Here is a 16,674-nt window from a genome sequence, read left to right as displayed (position 1 = left end):
CTCAGTGCGGTGAGTAGTTGCAGGGTCAGGTCCCCGATTTCCTGGCGCAGTGTGGGGTGTAGTGAGCTGTTGTGGGTGCTCACCGTGTCCCGTAGGACGCCCAGGGCTGTGGCCAGGGAGATCTGGTTCATGGGTTGATGGTCCCGCGGGTCGGGGTGGGGCGTGGTGGCTGGTGGGCCAGCTGTGGACAACCCGGGCAGCGGACTACAGGGCGTCCTTCATCGCCTTGCGGATCCGCTTCTCGCTGACCGAGTATGCGGTGCCCAGCTCCTGGGCGAACAGCGAAATGCGCATCTCCTCCAACATCCACTTGACCTCGCGCAATGCGTGGGGGACCAGCGCCCCGGCCGGGACCTTTTCCAGGGCCTTGTCGTATTCGTCCTCCAGACCCTGGATGAGCGTCATCGCCTGCCCGTCGCGCTGCACGGCGCCGGCACCGAGCTTTTCCAGCCGCTTCTCGATGCCCTGCAGGTAGCGTGGCAGCTGGGTCAGGTGCCCGGCCCCGGTGGCGGCGATGAACCCCGGGTAGATCAGCTGCTCCAGCTGGGAACGGATATCGGAGATCGCCGCGTACATCGCCAGCGAGTTGCTGGACTTGAGCGTCTTGTTGATCCTGGTGTAGCTGGTGAAGACCTTGGCGATGATCGCGGTGATGCTGAAGACGGTGTCGATCTGCTCGGCACGGACCTGCTGGAACAGCGTCTCGAATCCGGCGGCATCCATCGGCGGTGTTGCCGGTACCAGCTTGTCCACGGCCGCCATCGTGCAATCGGTGACCAGTTGGTCGATGGAGCCGTGCGGGCTCTGCGTGAAGACCAGTTTCTCGGCGTTGTTCAGGTGCCCGATGACAAATTTCGCCGCCGGTGGCAGGCGCAGCATCAACAGCCTGATCACCGCCCCCCGATGCGCGGCATCGCGTTCGATGCGGGTGCGGAACACGGTAAGCCGGACGCTGTCACGGGCATCGGCCAATCCCGGGTAGGCGGTGATCTGCTGGCCCATCACGGTGGTGGAGACCTCATCGGGCAACACGGTGGAGCCTGCGGCCAGCGTCGGCCAGGAGGTCAGGTTCGACTGCTCCCATTCACCGGCCGTCTTCTTGCTCCGGTCCTTGGCCTTGGGGCGTGCTGCGTGTGCCGGGCCGGCGCCGGGTGCGGCCGGGGAATTGACCCCGGCGGCCAGGGCGGCCCGGTTCTCTGCTGCCAGTCGGTGCTGCAGCCGCGGCAGGTCATCGCCGCTGCCCAGCAACTTGCCGGAGGCATCCACCACCTGGAAGCCGAAGCGCAGGTGGGCAGGCAGCACCGAAAAGTCGAAGAGCCCGGGATCCACCACCACCCCGCGCAGCCGGCGCAACACCAGGGCCAGGGACTCGGCCAGGTCGTCGGTGGCCGGGTCGAAGTCCGCCTCCAGGGCGCCCAGCGCCTGGCCGGCCACATCGGGGGCCGGCACGAAGTTCTTGCGCACCGCCTTGGGCAGCGAGCGGATCAGCGCGGTGAGCAGCTCGTGGCGCAGACCGGGGATCAGCCAGCGGAAACGGGCCGGATCCAGCTGGTTGAGGAACACCACCGGCACCCGCAGGCTCACCCCGTCACCCTCGCCGTCGCGGGCGGCGGGGTTGTACTCGTACTCCAGCGGCAGCTCGATGGACCCGTGGTGCCAGGTGGTGGGGAAGGCGGCCTGGTCCAGTTCCCTCGCCTCGTCCTCCAGCAGGGCTTCGGGGTCGAAATCCAGCAAGTTGGGCTGCCCGGTGCGGGTCTTCTTCCACCAGCGGTCGAAGTGCCGTTCGGAGACGATGGATTCGGGTAGCCGCTGGTCGTAGAAGTCGAACAGGTCCTCGTCCGAGACCCGCAGGTCGCGGCGGCGCAGCCGGGTTTCCAGCTCGTCGATCTCGGCCAGCACCTTGCGGTTGCGGGCGAAGAACTTGTGGTGGGTGCGCCAGTCGCCTTCCACCAGGGCGTGGCGGATGAACAGGTCGCGGGCCAGCTCGGCATCGATGCGCCAGTACTGGATGCGGCGGGCGGCGATGACCGGCAGGCCGAAGAGGGTGACCTTCTCGTAGCCGAGCACGGCCCCGGAGTTCTTCGACCAGTGCGGTTCGGAATAGCTGCGCTTGAGCAGGTGCGGGGCGACCTGTTCCACCCATTCCGGGTCGATCGCCGCCACGGTGCGTGCCCAGAGCCGGGAGGTTTCCACCAGCTCGGCGGCCATCACCCAGGTCGGGGACTTCTTGAACAGCCCGGAGCCGGGGAAGATCGCAAAGCGTGTGCCACGCGCCCCCTGGTAGTCGCGTTTGCGTTCGTCGTACAGCCCGATGTGGCTCAGCAGCCCGGCCAGCAGGCTGATGTGCACCGCATCCTGGTTCGCGGCCGGGTTCACCGGCTCCGCGGCCACGGTGATGCCCAGCGGCTTGGCCAGCTGGCGCAGCTGGGCGAACAGGTCCTGCCATTCGCGCACCCGCAGGTAGTTGATGTGCTCGGCCTTGCACAGCCGGCGGAAGGCGGAGGAGGACAGTTCCTTCTGCTTGTCCTGCAGGTACGCCCAGAGGTTCAGCAGCGCCATGAAGTCCGACTTCTCGTCGCTGAAGCGCTTGTGCAGTTCGGCCGCGCGCTGGCGTTGCCCGGTCTCCTCGCTGGGCCGCTCGCGCGGGTCCTGGATGCTCAACGCCGCGGCGAGCACCATCAGCTCCTTGGTGACCGAACGGTTCGCCCCCTCCACGATCATCCGCCCGAGGCGCACATCCAAGGGCAGCTGGGCCAGCTGGCGTCCGATGTCGGTGACCGTGGCTGACTTGTCAGCACCCAGCGCCCCCAGTTCGCGCAGCAGGTTCACCCCGTCGGTGATCGCCCGGGTCTCCGGCGGCTGCACAAACGGGAAGGAAGCCACCTGCCCGGCCGAGGCCACCACACCGAGCGAGATCATCTGCAGGATCACGCTGGCCAGGTTGGTGCGCCGGATCTCCGGGTCGGTGAACTCCGGACGCGAGTCGTAATCCTCCTGGGAGTACAAGCGGATGGCGATGCCCTCCGAAACGCGGCCGCAGCGTCCCGAACGCTGGTTCGCGCTGGCCTGCGAGACCCGCTCGATGGGCAGGCGCTGCACCTTGGTGCGGTGCGAGTAGCGGGAAATGCGGGCGGTACCGGTATCGATCACGTACTTGATGCCCGGCACGGTCAGCGAGGTCTCGGCCACGTTGGTGGCCAGGATGATGCGCGGGGACTTGCCGGGATGGAAGACCCGGTGCTGTTCGGCCAGCGAGAGCCGGGCGAACAGCGGCAGGATCTCGTACCGGTTCAGCTTCCGCTCCGCTGCCACTAGGGAGCGCAGCGCATCGGCCGCATCGCGGATCTCGCGTTCGCCGGAGAAGAAGATCAGGATGTCGCCCGGGGCCTCGGCCGAAAGCTCGCGCACCGCGGCGCACACCGCATCCAACGGGTCGCGTTCCTCGCTCAGTTCGCTGGCGTCCTGGTCCTCGTCGTGCCCCGGGGCGGGCTCGTCCAGCGGCCGGTAGCGGATCTCCACCGGGAAGGTGCGCCCGGAGACCTCCAGGATCGGGGCCGGTTCGATCTGCCCGTTGGGCAGCGTGGTGCCGAAATGCGCGGCGAAACGCTCCGGATCGATGGTGGCCGAGGTGATGATGATCTTCAGATCCGGGCGCTGGGGCATGATCTGGCGCAGGTAGCCGAGCAGGAAGTCGATGTTCAGGCTGCGTTCATGCGCCTCGTCGATGATGATCGCCGAGTACCGGCGCAGCAACCGGTCGCGCTGGATCTCGGCCAGCAGGATGCCGTCGGTCATCACCTTCAGCTTGGTGTTGCGCGAGACCTGGCCGGTGAAGCGCACATGGAAGCCGACTTCCTCGCCGATGCTGGTGCCCATCTCCTCGGCGATGCGTTCGGCGACGGTGCGTGCGGCAAGCCGCCGCGGTTGGGTGTGCCCGATCATGCCGCGCTCGGCCAGGCCCAGCTCGATGAGCATCTTGGGTAACTGGGTGGTCTTTCCCGACCCGGTCTCTCCGGCGATGATCACCACCTGGTGGTTGCCGATCGCGTCGAGGATGTCCTCGCGACGGGCCGAGACGGGCAGAGCTTCGGGATAGGAAATCGTGAGCGCCATGATGTAGCCAATTCTAGGCCGCGATACCGCCAAAGGGTTAAGTCACCGAAAATGCCGGAATGACATGGCGATTGTCCTTGGGGATAGAATGGCTGGAATTGAGCCAAATCACACCGGGCGGGAGTGCAAGATCCCGCTTTGTCCAAGACTGCCGGCCCAGGGGTCGGGTGGTGAATACGAATCATCGGTTCCGCAGGGTCTTTGGCGGCAACTTATACGGGGTTGGAACGCATCCCGTGAAAAGTGTCCACTATACCCCCGGGATCGTGGTCCAGGTGAGTTGGTTCACATGTAAGATCGTGTGTAATCAACATCACGTGGCAGCGCTGTCGACGGTAGAGGTCCCCGGACCCGGTACCACGCTGTGCCGGGCGTGATGGATTGGTTCACTCGCATAGGGGACGTTGAAAGGAAGACGATGAAACGCTTCACCACCATGAAATGGGCCGCACTGGCAGCCACGGGTGCCTTGGCACTGACCGCCTGCGGAGGAAACAACGGCGGCGGAACGGAAACGCCGGCCGAGGGCGAGACCGTCAAGATCGGTATCTCGCAGATCGTGTCGCACCCGTCGCTGGACGCGGTGGTGACCGGGTTCAAGAAGGGCATGGCCGACGCCGGCTACGAGGGCGACGCCGTGGAATACGACGAGAACAACGCCCAGGGCGACCAGGCCACCAACACCTCGATCGTGGGCAAGTTCGCCTCGGATTCGAATATGGACCTGGTCCTGGCCATCGCCACCCCGACCGCCCAGGCTGCCGCCCAGTCGATCACCAACATCCCGGTGCTGTTCTCCGCGGTCACCGACCCGGTGGACGCCAGCTTGGTGGACTCCCTTGAGGCCCCGGGTGGCAACGTCACCGGCACCTCGGACAAGAACCCGGTGGAGGAGCAGCTGGCACTGCTGCAGGAACTCGCACCGGATGCCAGCAGCGTGGGCATCGTCTACTCCTCGGGTGAAGCCAACTCCGTGGTCCAGGTCGCCTGGGCCAAGGAAGCCGCCGAGAAGCTGGGGCTGACCATCCAGGAAGCGGCGATCTCCGCCTCGAGCGAGGTGCAGCAGGCAGCGAACTCGCTGGACGTCGACGCCTTCTACGTGCCAACGGACAACGCCGTGGTCTCCGCCCTGGAAGGGCTGCTGCAAACCGCTGAAACCAAGCAGGTTCCGGTGATTGCCGCGGACGGTGACTCGGTTGCCCGTGGCGCCACCGCCACCTACGGCATCAACTACGAGAAGCTCGGCGAACAGACCGCCGCCATGGCCGTGAAGCTGCTGACCGGTGAAGCGGAAACCGCCACCATGCCGGTGGAGACCCTGACCGAAGTCGACCTCTACCTGAACGAGGCGGCCGCCGAGAAGATCGGCATCGAGTTCTCCGACGACATGCTTGATCGGGCCGTTGAGGTCTACTAGGACCGCGTTGCCTTCCGACGCTTCCTGGCGAACCGGTTCGGCATATCACCAACGATGAAGGCGGGGCGAGGGTAGTTGTTGCCTCGCCTTTGTCGTGACCACGAATAATCTTTAACAACTCAAGGATCCAAACATGATCACAGCGGTTGAACTCGGGCTGATTTACGCAGTGATGGCCCTCGGGGTGTATCTCACCTTCCGCATTCTCAACTTCCCCGACCTCACCGTCGACGGCTCCTTCACCACGGGTGCCGCCGTCGCCTCCATCAGCATCGTCAACGGGGTCAACCCGTTTCTGGCCACTGCCATGGCCTTCGTCATCGGAGCACTAGCCGGTGTCATCACCGGCCTGTTGCATACCAAGGGCAAGATCGACGGGCTACTGGCCGGTATCCTGACCATGATCGCCCTGTACTCGATCAACCTGCGCATCATGGGCAAGGCGAATGTGCCGCTGCTGGGCCAGGACACGCTGATCAGCCCATTGCGCAGCGCCGGGATCCTGGGGACCTGGACCTCGATACTGATCCTGTTCGCCGGGTGCCTGGTCGCCGTGGCGATCGTGGTCTGGTTCCTGCATACCCAGCTGGGCATGGCGATGCGCGCCACCGGCGACAACGAGGAAATGATCCGCTCCTTCGGGGTCAGCACCGATAACCAGAAGATCCTGGGCCTGTCCATTTCCAACGGTTTCGTGGGCCTGTCCGGTGCCTTGATCGCCCAATACCAGGGCTTCGCCGATATCGGCATGGGCATCGGCCTGATCCTGATCGGTTTGGCCTCGGTGATCGTGGGACAGGCGATCTTCTCGCAGCGTTGGATCTGGCTGGCTGCCTTGGCCGTCGTGCTTGGCGCGGTGATCTACCGCCTGGTCATCCAGCTCGCGCTGGAGGCCGGACTGGAGGTCAACGACATGAAGCTGATTTCCGCGGTGCTGGTGGTTGTCGCACTGCTGCTGCCGAAGTGGAAGGGATTCCAGAAGCTGATCAAGAGCTTCAAGCGGACGGACAAGGGCAAGATCATCGAATCCAGCACGGAAGAAGAGGTGCGCAGCAATGCTTGAGATCAAGAACCTATCACGCACGTTCTTCCCGGGCACCGTGAATGAACGCAAGGCCCTGCGCAATATCAACCTGAACCTGGACTCGGGCGAGTTCGTGACCGTCATCGGTTCCAACGGCGCGGGCAAATCCACCGTGCTGAACATGGTCGCGGGAAAGCTGCAGCCCGACACGGGAACGGTGACCATCGCCGGCAAGAACGTGACCCGGATGGCCGACTACACCCGGGCCCGCTACATCGGCCGGGTGTTCCAGGACCCGATGGCCGGCACCGCCCCGACCATGACCATCGAGGAGAACATGGCCCTGGCCTGGGCTCGCGGGAAGTTCCGCGGGCTGAATATGGGGGTTACCTCGAAAAAACGCGAGCTGTTCGCCACCGAACTGGCCAGCCTCGAACTCGGTCTGGAAAACCGCCTGAAGACCAAGGTCGGGTTGCTCTCCGGCGGCCAGCGGCAGGCGCTGAGCCTGCTGATGGCGACCTTCTCGCAGCCCAAGATCCTGCTGCTCGACGAGCACACCGCGGCCCTGGACCCGCAGCGTGCCGCGCTGGTCTCCCGGCTGACCAACGACATTGTCGAACGCCACCAGTTGACCACCCTGATGGTCACCCACAACATGGAACAGGCGTTGCAGTTGGGGACCCGGCTGATCATGATGCATGACGGGCAGATCATCCTGGACCTGAACCAGGAGGAGAAGTCGGCGATGACCGTCAAGGGTCTCCTCGGTGAGTTCGAGAAGATCAAGGGCGCCCAGCTCGATGACCGCACGATGCTGCAGTAGGTCCGCAGTATCACCGAAGGCCGCAGCCCCGACCCCATTCCGGGATCGGGGCTGCGGCCTTTCCGCGTCCAGGCTGGTGTGAATTCGGTCACAAGAGCCATAGAATGGTGGGCACTAGCGACCTTGGGGGTAGGGGCGACATGTCATGGTTCGGCCGGCAATTGAGATCAGCGGTCAATTCGAAACCGGGAATCAGGCTCCGGCGCCGGTACGGGCTGGGTCTGGCCGTTGTCGCGAACCATGAAATCGACGGGATCACGGTCCCGGCCGACGTGGTCGTCTATTTCAGCGATCTGACCAATAAGGCGTATCAGCTGGAACAATGGTTGCCGTCATTGGAAAAACTGCATGAGTCACGGCCGGTCCTCTTGGTCTTCCGCAAAGTGCAAACGCTGCGCTATTTCCGCCGCCGGACCGGATTACCCAAGATCTTCGTCCGCCGCTTGGATGACCTGGTCAACCTCTACACGTCCAACAACTTCAAACTGTGCCTCTACGTGAATAACGGGGTCCAGAATTTCCAGTCCCTGAGCGTTCCCGGTCCGGTACACGTGCATATCAACCACGGGGAAAGCGACAAACTGTCGATGGTTTCCAACCAGGCCAAGGCGTACGACAGGGTTCTTGTTGCCGGGCCGGCCGCCGTCGAGCGCCACCGGCAGGTCCTGCGCGACTTCGACCTGGGCCGGCTCATTGCCGTGGGCCGACCGCAACTGGATGCCGATTTCAAGCCGCTCCTACCCCCGTACCCCGGTCGGACCATCATGTACGCCCCGACGTGGGAAGGCGAGAACGAGGCCAATAACTACACCTCACTGGATACCGTGGGCGAATCGGTCATTCGCCACCTGGTGACGAAACCCGGCATCCGCATCATCTACAAGCCGCATCCCCGGGTCCTGGGGTCCAATACGGCCGGGGTGGCCCAGGCCCATGCGCGCATAGTCGAGGCGCTGGGTGCCGAGAATCCGTGGGGTATCACGCATGTGGTAGCCGAGGAGCAGAATATCCTGGACCTTTTCGAGGATGCCGATGCCATGATCACCGATATCTCCAGTGTCGGTTTGGATTTCCTCTACCTGCATCCGGACAAGCCGCTGGTGGTGACCGATCGCCGGGAGGATCTTGACGCGCTGCATCGGGAGGCGCCAATCAGCCGGTGCTGTCCTGTTGTCTACGCGCAGAATGTCGGTGCCGTCCTGGAGAACCTCTTCACCCAGCAAGCAGCGGTCGCCAATGCCGAACGCCTGGCGATGCGGGCCTTCTATTTCGGTGACGATGCCAGGGGTGAGTCAACCGCCAGGTTCATCTCGACGATCGACTCGTTGATCGTCGAACGACATCACCGCTCAGCAACCCACGATCTCGGCACCGAGGACATCGCCGAGGCAGGGTAGACCCCGACTGCCAGGCCGGCGCCGGTTCGGGCGCCCGGGGCATGGGAGGAAACAACAGTGTCCCGCACCATCAGGTGCGGGACACTGTATTGGTGCCCTTGAAAGGAATCGAACCTTCGGCCTTCTGCTCCGGAGGCAGACGCTCTATCCACTGAGCTACAAGGGCTGACGCCTTGGCGACAGGAACGAGCTTATCAGGTTGGGGCACCGGTTGTGCAAATCGGGCCTGCGGTGATTAACCGAACAGCCGAATCGGTGATGGCTGGCGTCGGCGGCATGTCACGAGCAGGCAGGAAACGGCGGGGAACAGTTATTCTTGTAACCGTGACTCCTGAAGAACTCTCCGCAGCCATATCCGCATGCCTCACCCAGGCCGTAGCAGACGGTGATATCTCGGTCGAGATTCCCGACATCGTGCGGGTTGACCGACCCAAGAGCCGTGAGCACGGCGACTGGGCCACCAACATCGCCCTGCAATTGGGCAAGAAGGCAGGGATGGCCCCGCGTGACTTCGCCCAGATCCTGGCCGCCCGGCTGGCCCAGGCCCCGGGGGTGGGCTCGGTGGATATCGCCGGCCCGGGTTTCCTGAACATCACCCTGGATACCGCCGCCGCCGGCGAACTGGCCCGCAATATCGTCGATGCCGGGGAACGCTTCGGGCATAATGCCGCGCTGAGCGGGCACGTGGTCAACATGGAATTCGTTTCGGCCAACCCCACCGGACCGCTGCACATCGGGCACACCCGCTGGGCGGCGCTGGGCGATGCGATTGCCCGGGTGCTGCGCGCCTCGGGGGCCGAAGTCACCAGCGAGTACTACATCAACGATGCCGGCAACCAGATGAACGTCTTCGCCCGCTCGGTCTACAACCGGATCCACGGCCTGCCGGTGCCCGAGGGCGGCTACCCGGGGGAGTACATCCGCGAACTGGGCCAAACGGTACTGGCCCAGGCCCCCGAACTGGCCGAGCAGGACGAACAGACCGCGCTGCCGAAACTGCGCGAGCTGGCCTACAAGGCCCAGCTGGAGGACATCAAGAACACCCTGGCCGACTTCGGCGTGGGCTTCGACGTGTACTTCTCCGAAACCGCGCTGCATGAGGGCGGGGCGGTCACCGACGCGGTGGCACGGTTGCGCGAGCAGGGGCACATCTTCGACCAGGACGGGGCCGTCTGGCTGCGCACCACCGACTTCGGCGATGACAAGGACCGGGTGCTGATCCGCGCCAATGGGGAACCGACCTACTTCGCCGCCGATGCCGCCTACTACCTGTCCAAGAAGGACCGCGGCTTCATCGAGAAGATTTACCTGCTCGGCGCCGACCACCACGGCTATGTGAACCGGCTCAAGGCCATCGCCGCCTGCGCCGGGGATGACAAGGACACCAATATCGAGGTGTTGATCGGCCAGCTGATCTCGGTCAACGGGGCGAAGCTGTCCAAGCGCGCGGGCAACATCATCGAGTTGCGTGACCTGATCAACTGGATCGGCGCCGACGCGCTGCGCTACTCGCTGGCCCGCTACCCGGCCGATTCGCCGATCGCGCTGGATCCGGAGCAGCTGAAGAAGAACACCAATGACAACCCGGTCTTCTACGTGCAGTACGCGCACGCCCGCTCCTGCGCCGCGGCCCGCAATGCCGCTCAGAAGAACGTGGTCCGTGATCCGCAGGCGTTCGACGCCGCGCTGCTGAGCCACGAAACCGAAAACGAGTTGCTGGCGATCCTGGGACAGTTCCCCTCGGTGGTGGCCTCCGCCGCCGAGCTGCGTGAACCGCACCGCATCGCCCGCTACCTGGAACAGATCGCCGGGGCCTACCACTCCTGGTACGCCGCCTGCCGTGTCACCCCGATCGGCGAGGAGCCGGTTGAACCGGTGCACGCCACCCGGCTGATGCTGAACGACGCCACCACCACCGTGCTGGCCAACGGGTTGAACCTGTTGGGTGTCACGGCCCCGGAAAGGATGTAACACCGATGAGCGCTTCCCCTCTTGCCCCGGCCTGGCTGGGTTACCCGAAGGACGTCAACCAGCTGCGGGCCATTGAATGGCCGGCCGGTGTCGGCCGCGACAGCGAAGGCGAACTGAGCGTCCAGGGACTGCTGGTCAGCGACCTGGCCAAGGAGTTCGGCACCCCGCTGTTCGTGCTGGACGAGAACGACTTCCGTGCCCGCGCCGCCGAATTCAAGCGCGCCTTCGACACGGCCTTCGACGAACTGTGCGGCGGGGTCGACGTGTACTACGCCGGCAAGGCGTTCCTGTGCACCGAGGTGGCCCGCTGGGTCACCGAGGAGGGATTGCGCCTGGACACCTGCTCGGGCGGCGAACTGGCCGTGGCGCAGGCCGCCGGGGTGCCTGCCGGGAACCTCTCGCTGCACGGGAACAACAAGTCCGTGGCGGAAATCGCGCGCGCCATCGAACTGGGTGTGGGACGCATCGTGGTCGACTCGCTGGACGAGCTCGAACGTGTGGCGGTGCTGGCGCGCAACACCGGGACCCGGGCGAATGTGATGCTGCGGCTGACCCCCGGGGTGCACGCCTCCACCCATGAATTCATCGCCACCGCCCACGAGGACCAGAAATTCGGGCTTTCCATCCAGCCCGGCACCTCGGGCACCTCCGCGGCGCTGACCGCCATCGGGTTCGCCGCGAAGCACGAGTGGATCAACCTGCTGGGGCTGCACGCCCACATCGGCTCGCAGATCTTCGAAGCCGACGGCTTCTCGCTGGCCGCGCAGAAGATGCTGGCGGTGCTCAGCGAGGCCAAGGAACGCTTCGAGGTCGAACTGCCGGAGCTGGATCTGGGCGGGGGCTACGGCATCGCCTACACCCAGGCCGATGAGCCCTCCACCCCGCAGCTGATTGCCACCCAGCTGGCCGAGGTGGTCAAGACCACCTGCGCCGAGCTGGGCCTGGCCGTACCGCGCATTTCCATCGAACCGGGCCGTGCCATCGCCGGCCCGTCGACCTTCACCCTCTACGAGGTGGGGGTGCGCAAGGACGTGTCCGTGGAGGACGGCGTCGGGGGCACCAACCCGCGCCGCTACGTGTCGGTCAACGGCGGAATGAGCGACAACGCCCGCCCGGTGCTCTACGACGCGGATTACACCGCGGTGCTGGCCAACCGTGTGACGCAAAGCGACGCAATTATTTCCCGCGTAGTTGGGAAACACTGCGAGTCAGGTGACATAGTCGTACGAGACGTCTACCTGCCCGAGGACGTGTCCTACGGGGATCTGCTGGCTGTTCCGGCCACCGGCGCATACTGCTGGGCGCTGTCGAGCAACTACAACTACCTGACCCGCCCGCCCGTCGTGGCGGTGAAGGACGGGGTTGCCCGACTGATCGTGCGCAGGGAGACAGAATCCGATTTGTTGGCCCGCGACATGGGAGTTTAAGTGAGCGGTGTGAAAAGCCTGAAGATCGCGCTATTGGGGTGCGGTACGGTCGGTGCCCAGGTGGCACGGATCCTGCTCGAAGACCAAGCCGAATTGACCACCCGCAGTGGTGCGCAACTGGAACTGACCGGCATTGCGGTGCGCAATACCTCCACCACACGTGATGTCGAGATTCCCGCAGGGCTTTTCACCACCGATGCCGAAACGCTGATCGATGGCGCCGATGTGGTCATCGAACTGCTCGGCGGACTGGAACCGGCCGGGACCTACATCGCCCGCGCGCTGACCCGCGGGGCAAGTGTCATCACCGGGAACAAGGCGCTGATCGCCGCCCACGGTGCCCAGTTGAACGCGCTGGCCGCCGAACACGGGGCGCAGCTGCGCTACGAGGCGGCGGTGGCCGGGGCGATCCCGATCCTGCGTCCGATCGCCGACTCGCTGGCCGGGGACCACATCACCAAGGTGATGGGCATCGTCAACGGCACGACCAACTTCATCCTGGACGCCATGGACTCCACCGGCGCCGCCTTTGACGACGTGTTGGCCGAGGCCCAGGCGCTGGGTTACGCCGAAGCGGATCCGACCGCCGATGTCGGCGGGCACGATGCCGCGGCGAAGGCCGCGATCCTGGCCTCGCTGGCATTCCACACCACCGTGTCCATCGACCAGGTGCACTGCCAGGGAATCACCGAGATCACCGCCCAGGACGTGGCCGACGCGAAGGCGGCCGGCTACGTGATCAAGCTGCTGGCGATCGCGGAGAAGACCGGCTCGGGCATCTCCGCCCGCGTCTACCCGGCCCTGTTGGACCGCAGCCACCCGCTGGGTAGTGTGCGCGGGGCCTTCAACGCGGTGTTCGTCGAGGCCCAAAACGCCGGGGACCTGATGTTCTACGGTGCCGGCGCCGGGGGAGCACCCACCGCCAGCGCCGTGATGGGCGATGTGGTCTCCGTGGCCCGCGCTCTGGCCACCGGTACCGTACTGCCGGCCGCCTCCGCCCTGGAGGCACCGGTGCTGGCCGACTTCGCCGAGGTCACCACCCGGTACTGGATAGGGCTGTCGGTCACCGACCAGCCGGGCATGCTCGCCCGGATCGCTTCGGTCTTCGCCGAGCACGGGGTTTCCATCGAGGCGATGAACCAGTCCACCGCCGGGGACGGCACCGCCCACCTGCGCATGCTGACCCACGAGGGTTCCGAGGAAGCACTGGCCTCGACCATCGGGGACCTGGAGGCGCTGGACACCGTCGCATCCGTAACATCCGTACTTCGAGTTGAAGGAAACTAACGTGGCCCATCAGTGGCGCGGAGTCATCCGCGAATATGCCAACCGCCTGCCCGTGACCGAATCCACCCGGGTCATCACCCTGGGGGAGGGCGGCACCCCGCTGGTGTTCGCCCCGGCGCTGTCCGAGCTGACCGGCAACGAGGTGTACCTGAAGGTCGAGGGCATGAACCCCACCGGGTCCTTCAAGGACCGCGGGATGACCATGGCGATCACCGCGGCTGTGGCCGCCGGGGCCAAGGCCGTGGTCTGCGCCTCGACCGGCAACACCTCGGCCTCGGCCGCCGCCTACGCCACCCAGGCCGGGCTGAAGTGCGCCGTGCTGGTGCCCGACGGCAAGATCGCCATGGGCAAGCTCTCCCAGGCCGTCGCCCACGGCGCGGATATCCTGCAGGTCAACGGCAACTTCGACAATTGCCTGGAGGTGGCCCGCAAGCTCAGCGAGAACTACCCGGTGTTCCTGGTCAACTCGGTGAACCCGGCCCGCATCGAGGGCCAGAAGACCGGTGCCTTCGAGGTCGTGGACTTCCTGGGTGACGCCCCGGACTACCACCTGCTGCCGGTGGGCAACGCGGGGAACATCACCGCCTACTGGAAGGGCTACAAGGAGTACGCCGCGCCGTACACCAACAATGCCGGCCAGCAGCTGGACCCGGTGTCGACCCGCACCCCGATCATGTGGGGCTTCCAGGCCGAGGGCGCGTCCCCGATCGTCAAGGGCCACCCGATCACCGAACCGGACACCATCGCCACCGCCATCCGCATCGGCAACCCGGCTTCCTGGGCACAGGCCGAGGCCGCCCGGGATGAGTCCGGCGGGCTGATCGACGCGGTAACCGATGAGCAGATCCTGGCCGCGCACCGCTGGCTTTCGGCCCGCGAAGGCGTATTTGTCGAACCGGCCTCGGCCGCCGGGGTGGCCGGTCTGCTCAAGCACCATGCCGCGGGCAATGTGCCCACCGGCAAGAAGATCGTGATCACCGTGACCGGTCATGGCCTGAAGGACCCGGACTGGGCACTGAAGAACCTGGACGGTTCGGATGTGGCCCCCACCAAGGTCGACTTCGACGTGGTCGAGGTCGCCAAGGCCCTGGGCCTGGACTAGACACTGACACCATAGCCTCGTGCCCGCTTGCGGAACCGTGCCATCGGACGGTTTGCCGCAAGCGGGCACGACGTGCATCGAGAACTAGGAATCATGACAGCTTCGATCGCCCTGGGACAGCACCTGCGTGTCGCCCCGCCTGCCACGTCCGCCAACCTCGGCCCCGGGTTCGACGCCTTCGGCCTGGCCCTGGAATTCCGCGACGAACTGCGCATCCGCACCGCCGCCACCAGCCACGTAGTCATTACCGGGGAAGGTGCCGGCTCGCTGCCGCGCGATGAGTCTCACCTGATCATCGCGAAGATCCACGAGTACTGGCAGGCGCGCGGATTCTCCCCGGCGGGCATTGAGCTCGAGGCGATCAACCGGATCCCGCACGCCCGTGGCCTGGGATCCTCCGCCGCCGCGATCGTTGCCGCCTACGCCGCGGCCGATGCGCTGCTGCCGGAACACGCGCAGGGCGGGACCGCTGCGGTGTTCCAGGCGGCAGCGGCCTGGGAAGGGCACCCGGACAATGTGGCCCCTGCCGTCTACGGCGGCTTCTCGGTGTCGTTGACCGAAGCCGACGGCTCCTTCCGCGCCATACCTGTGGCCGTGCATGAATCCATCCGCGCCGTGGTGGCAGTGCCCGCTACCGGGTTGTCCACCGAGGTGGCCCGTGGGGTGTTGCCGGCCCAGGTGTCGCATGCCGACGCCGCGGCGAACTCGGCGCGTGCGGCCCTGCTGATCCAGGCGTTGGGTCATGCCCCGGACCAGTTGCTGGCCGGCACCGAGGACTTCCTGCACCAGTCCTACCGCGCCCAGTCCATGCCCGAGAGCAGCAAGCTGATGGAGACCCTGCGCCAGGACGGGCTCGCCGCGGTGATTTCCGGGGCCGGACCCACCGTGCTGGTCCTGGTCTCCGACACCGCCCAGCAGGCGCGGGCCACCGCGCTGATCGAGGCCTTCAACAGGGACTCACCGGTGGCCTGGCGCTGCGAAATTCCCGCCATTGCCACATCGGGTGTTACAGTAGAAGTGCTGTAGCATTCATAGCGGGCCGGGAGTCTGAACACCGTCTGGTTGGAAAACCCCTGTTGACAGTGTTTATCCAACCTTTCCAGTTCGTTATGGATCGGTTTGTCATCCTGACCGGCATCTTTTCGCTGTTTACAGCAACCTAGTTTGATATCCCACATTCATGCACAGCCTCGTGTCGTCGAGATATCTCTCTTTTAACCATCGATCGCCTGCCTCCTGAAAAGTTCTATCCCAGGACAGTCGACGCATAGGTGTGGCAACGATCCCCATCTGGGGTGCCGCACCCCCTATACGGCACAGTGGGTCGGTTCGACCGGCCCGCCCTAACCAGTCAGAAGGAACATTCGTGACCGAAACCACGAGCCTCGAAGAAGGCGTGGAGAACAAGACTTCCACCAAGAGCGCCGGACTGGCATCCCTGAAGATGGTGCAGCTGCAGCAGCTGGCCTCTCAGCTTGGGATTACCGGCGGTTCGCGTTTGCGCAAGGCCGAACTTGTCGCAGCCATCACCGACCACCAGCGCGGTGGTTCGGTAGCCAGCCGCGATGCCAAGCAGGAACCTGCAGCGCAGGAACCCGCCAAGAAGCCGGCCACCCGCACCCGGAAGGCCAAGGCCAGCGCCGAGCCGGCCGAGGCCGCCACCGAGCAGAAGCCGGCGACCGCCACGCGCACCCGCCGCAGCAGCAAGGCCGAGCAGGCCCCTGTAGAAACCGAAACGGCAGCAGCACCCGCCGTCGAGGAGAAGCCCGCGACCGCACCACGCACCCGACGCACCTCGCGCCGCGTGACCGATTCGGGCAAGGTCGCCGAGACCCCGGCAGCGGCTGAAACCCCGGCCGCATCGGAAGCGCCCAAGGCCGAAGAGCCCAAGACGGAGCAGTCCGAATCCCGCCAGCAGCGCGGGAACCGCCGTGGCTCCGCGCGCAGCCAGGCCCCGGCCGAGCAGGCGGACCAGGCCGGCGAAACCAAGTCCGAGGATGAATCATCGAAGGATTCCGGCGCACGCGAGGAGCGTGGCCGCGGCCGCAACGACCGCAGCCGTTCGCGTAACCGCCGTAATGAGAACCAGGATTCCTCCACGGATGAGTCCTCT

Annotated in this window: 11 protein-coding genes and 1 tRNA gene; 10 read left to right on the top strand and 2 right to left on the bottom strand. The window is 65.4% G+C overall.

What is annotated here, in order from left to right; all coding sequences use genetic code 11:
• Positions 1–204: 204 nt before the first annotated feature.
• Complete coding sequence (gene hrpA, locus OK351_RS14090) at positions 205–4,113, bottom strand: ATP-dependent RNA helicase HrpA (RefSeq protein WP_265160130.1); 3,909 nt, start codon at positions 4,111–4,113, stop codon at positions 205–207.
• 418 nt (positions 4,114–4,531) lie between these two features.
• On the opposite strand from hrpA, the gene OK351_RS14085 reads away from it, so the two are divergent.
• The 4 genes from OK351_RS14085 to OK351_RS14070 all read left to right on the top strand — a co-directional run bounded on the left by OK351_RS14085 (position 4,532) and on the right by OK351_RS14070 (position 8,774).
• A complete protein-coding gene (locus tag OK351_RS14085) occupies positions 4,532–5,530 on the top strand; it encodes an ABC transporter substrate-binding protein (RefSeq protein WP_265160127.1) in 999 nt (332 codons plus the stop codon).
• A 133-nt stretch (positions 5,531–5,663) separates the two neighbouring features.
• Positions 5,664–6,593 (top strand): ABC transporter permease, encoded by a 930-nt coding sequence (locus tag OK351_RS14080; protein WP_265160125.1) that lies wholly within the window; start codon positions 5,664–5,666, stop codon positions 6,591–6,593.
• The gene (locus OK351_RS14075; protein ID WP_265160123.1) at positions 6,586–7,377 is read left to right on the top strand and encodes an ABC transporter ATP-binding protein; all 792 of its coding nucleotides are present in this window, start codon (positions 6,586–6,588) and stop codon (positions 7,375–7,377) included. Before OK351_RS14080 ends, OK351_RS14075 begins: the two co-directional genes overlap by 8 nt.
• Positions 7,378–7,517: 140 nt before the next feature.
• Positions 7,518–8,774: a CDP-glycerol glycerophosphotransferase family protein gene (locus tag OK351_RS14070; RefSeq protein WP_265160121.1), complete on the top strand. Its 1,257-nt coding sequence runs from the start codon at positions 7,518–7,520 to the stop codon at positions 8,772–8,774.
• A gap of 90 nt (positions 8,775–8,864) precedes the next feature.
• On the opposite strand, the gene OK351_RS14065 is transcribed toward OK351_RS14070, so the two are convergent.
• Positions 8,865–8,940: transfer RNA gene (locus OK351_RS14065), tRNA-Arg, on the bottom strand.
• A 158-nt stretch (positions 8,941–9,098) separates the two neighbouring features.
• Between OK351_RS14065 and argS the strand changes: the two genes are divergently transcribed.
• The 6 genes from argS to OK351_RS14035 form a co-directional block, all read left to right on the top strand.
• A complete protein-coding gene (argS, locus tag OK351_RS14060) occupies positions 9,099–10,745 on the top strand; it encodes an arginine--tRNA ligase (RefSeq protein WP_265160118.1) in 1,647 nt (548 codons plus the stop codon).
• 5 nt (positions 10,746–10,750) lie between these two features.
• A complete protein-coding gene (gene lysA / locus OK351_RS14055; RefSeq protein ID WP_265160116.1) occupies positions 10,751–12,172 on the top strand; it encodes a diaminopimelate decarboxylase in 1,422 nt (473 codons plus the stop codon).
• Complete coding sequence (locus OK351_RS14050) at positions 12,173–13,459, top strand: homoserine dehydrogenase (RefSeq protein WP_265160113.1); 1,287 nt, start codon at positions 12,173–12,175, stop codon at positions 13,457–13,459.
• A gap of 1 nt (position 13,460) precedes the next feature.
• Entirely contained in the window at positions 13,461–14,561 is a 1,101-nt protein-coding gene (gene thrC / locus OK351_RS14045) for a threonine synthase (RefSeq protein WP_265160111.1), read from the top strand.
• A 93-nt stretch (positions 14,562–14,654) separates the two neighbouring features.
• Positions 14,655–15,587 (top strand): homoserine kinase, encoded by a 933-nt coding sequence (gene thrB, locus OK351_RS14040; protein ID WP_265160108.1) that lies wholly within the window; start codon positions 14,655–14,657, stop codon positions 15,585–15,587.
• A 340-nt stretch (positions 15,588–15,927) separates the two neighbouring features.
• Positions 15,928–16,674, top strand: a 747-nt coding sequence (locus tag OK351_RS14035; protein WP_265160105.1) for a Rho termination factor N-terminal domain-containing protein, incomplete at its 3' end; no start/stop codon positions are given.

The organism is Glutamicibacter sp. MNS18, assembly GCF_026107515.2.
Lineage (GTDB): Bacteria > Actinomycetota > Actinomycetes > Actinomycetales > Micrococcaceae > Glutamicibacter.
Note: the sequence above shows the minus strand (reverse complement) of the source record. Positions and strands in the feature narration are given on the sequence as shown.

Coding starts and splice junctions, on each gene's coding strand:
- hrpA (WP_265160130.1), bottom strand. CDS start 4,113: ATGGCGCTCACGATTTCCTATCCCGAAGCTCTGCCCGTCTCGGCCCGT.
- OK351_RS14075 (WP_265160123.1), top strand. CDS start 6,586: ATGCTTGAGATCAAGAACCTATCACGCACGTTCTTCCCGGGCACCGTG.
- OK351_RS14085 (WP_265160127.1), top strand. CDS start 4,532: ATGAAACGCTTCACCACCATGAAATGGGCCGCACTGGCAGCCACGGGT.
- OK351_RS14070 (WP_265160121.1), top strand. CDS start 7,518: ATGTCATGGTTCGGCCGGCAATTGAGATCAGCGGTCAATTCGAAACCG.
- OK351_RS14080 (WP_265160125.1), top strand. CDS start 5,664: ATGATCACAGCGGTTGAACTCGGGCTGATTTACGCAGTGATGGCCCTC.
- lysA (WP_265160116.1), top strand. CDS start 10,751: ATGAGCGCTTCCCCTCTTGCCCCGGCCTGGCTGGGTTACCCGAAGGAC.
- thrB (WP_265160108.1), top strand. CDS start 14,655: ATGACAGCTTCGATCGCCCTGGGACAGCACCTGCGTGTCGCCCCGCCT.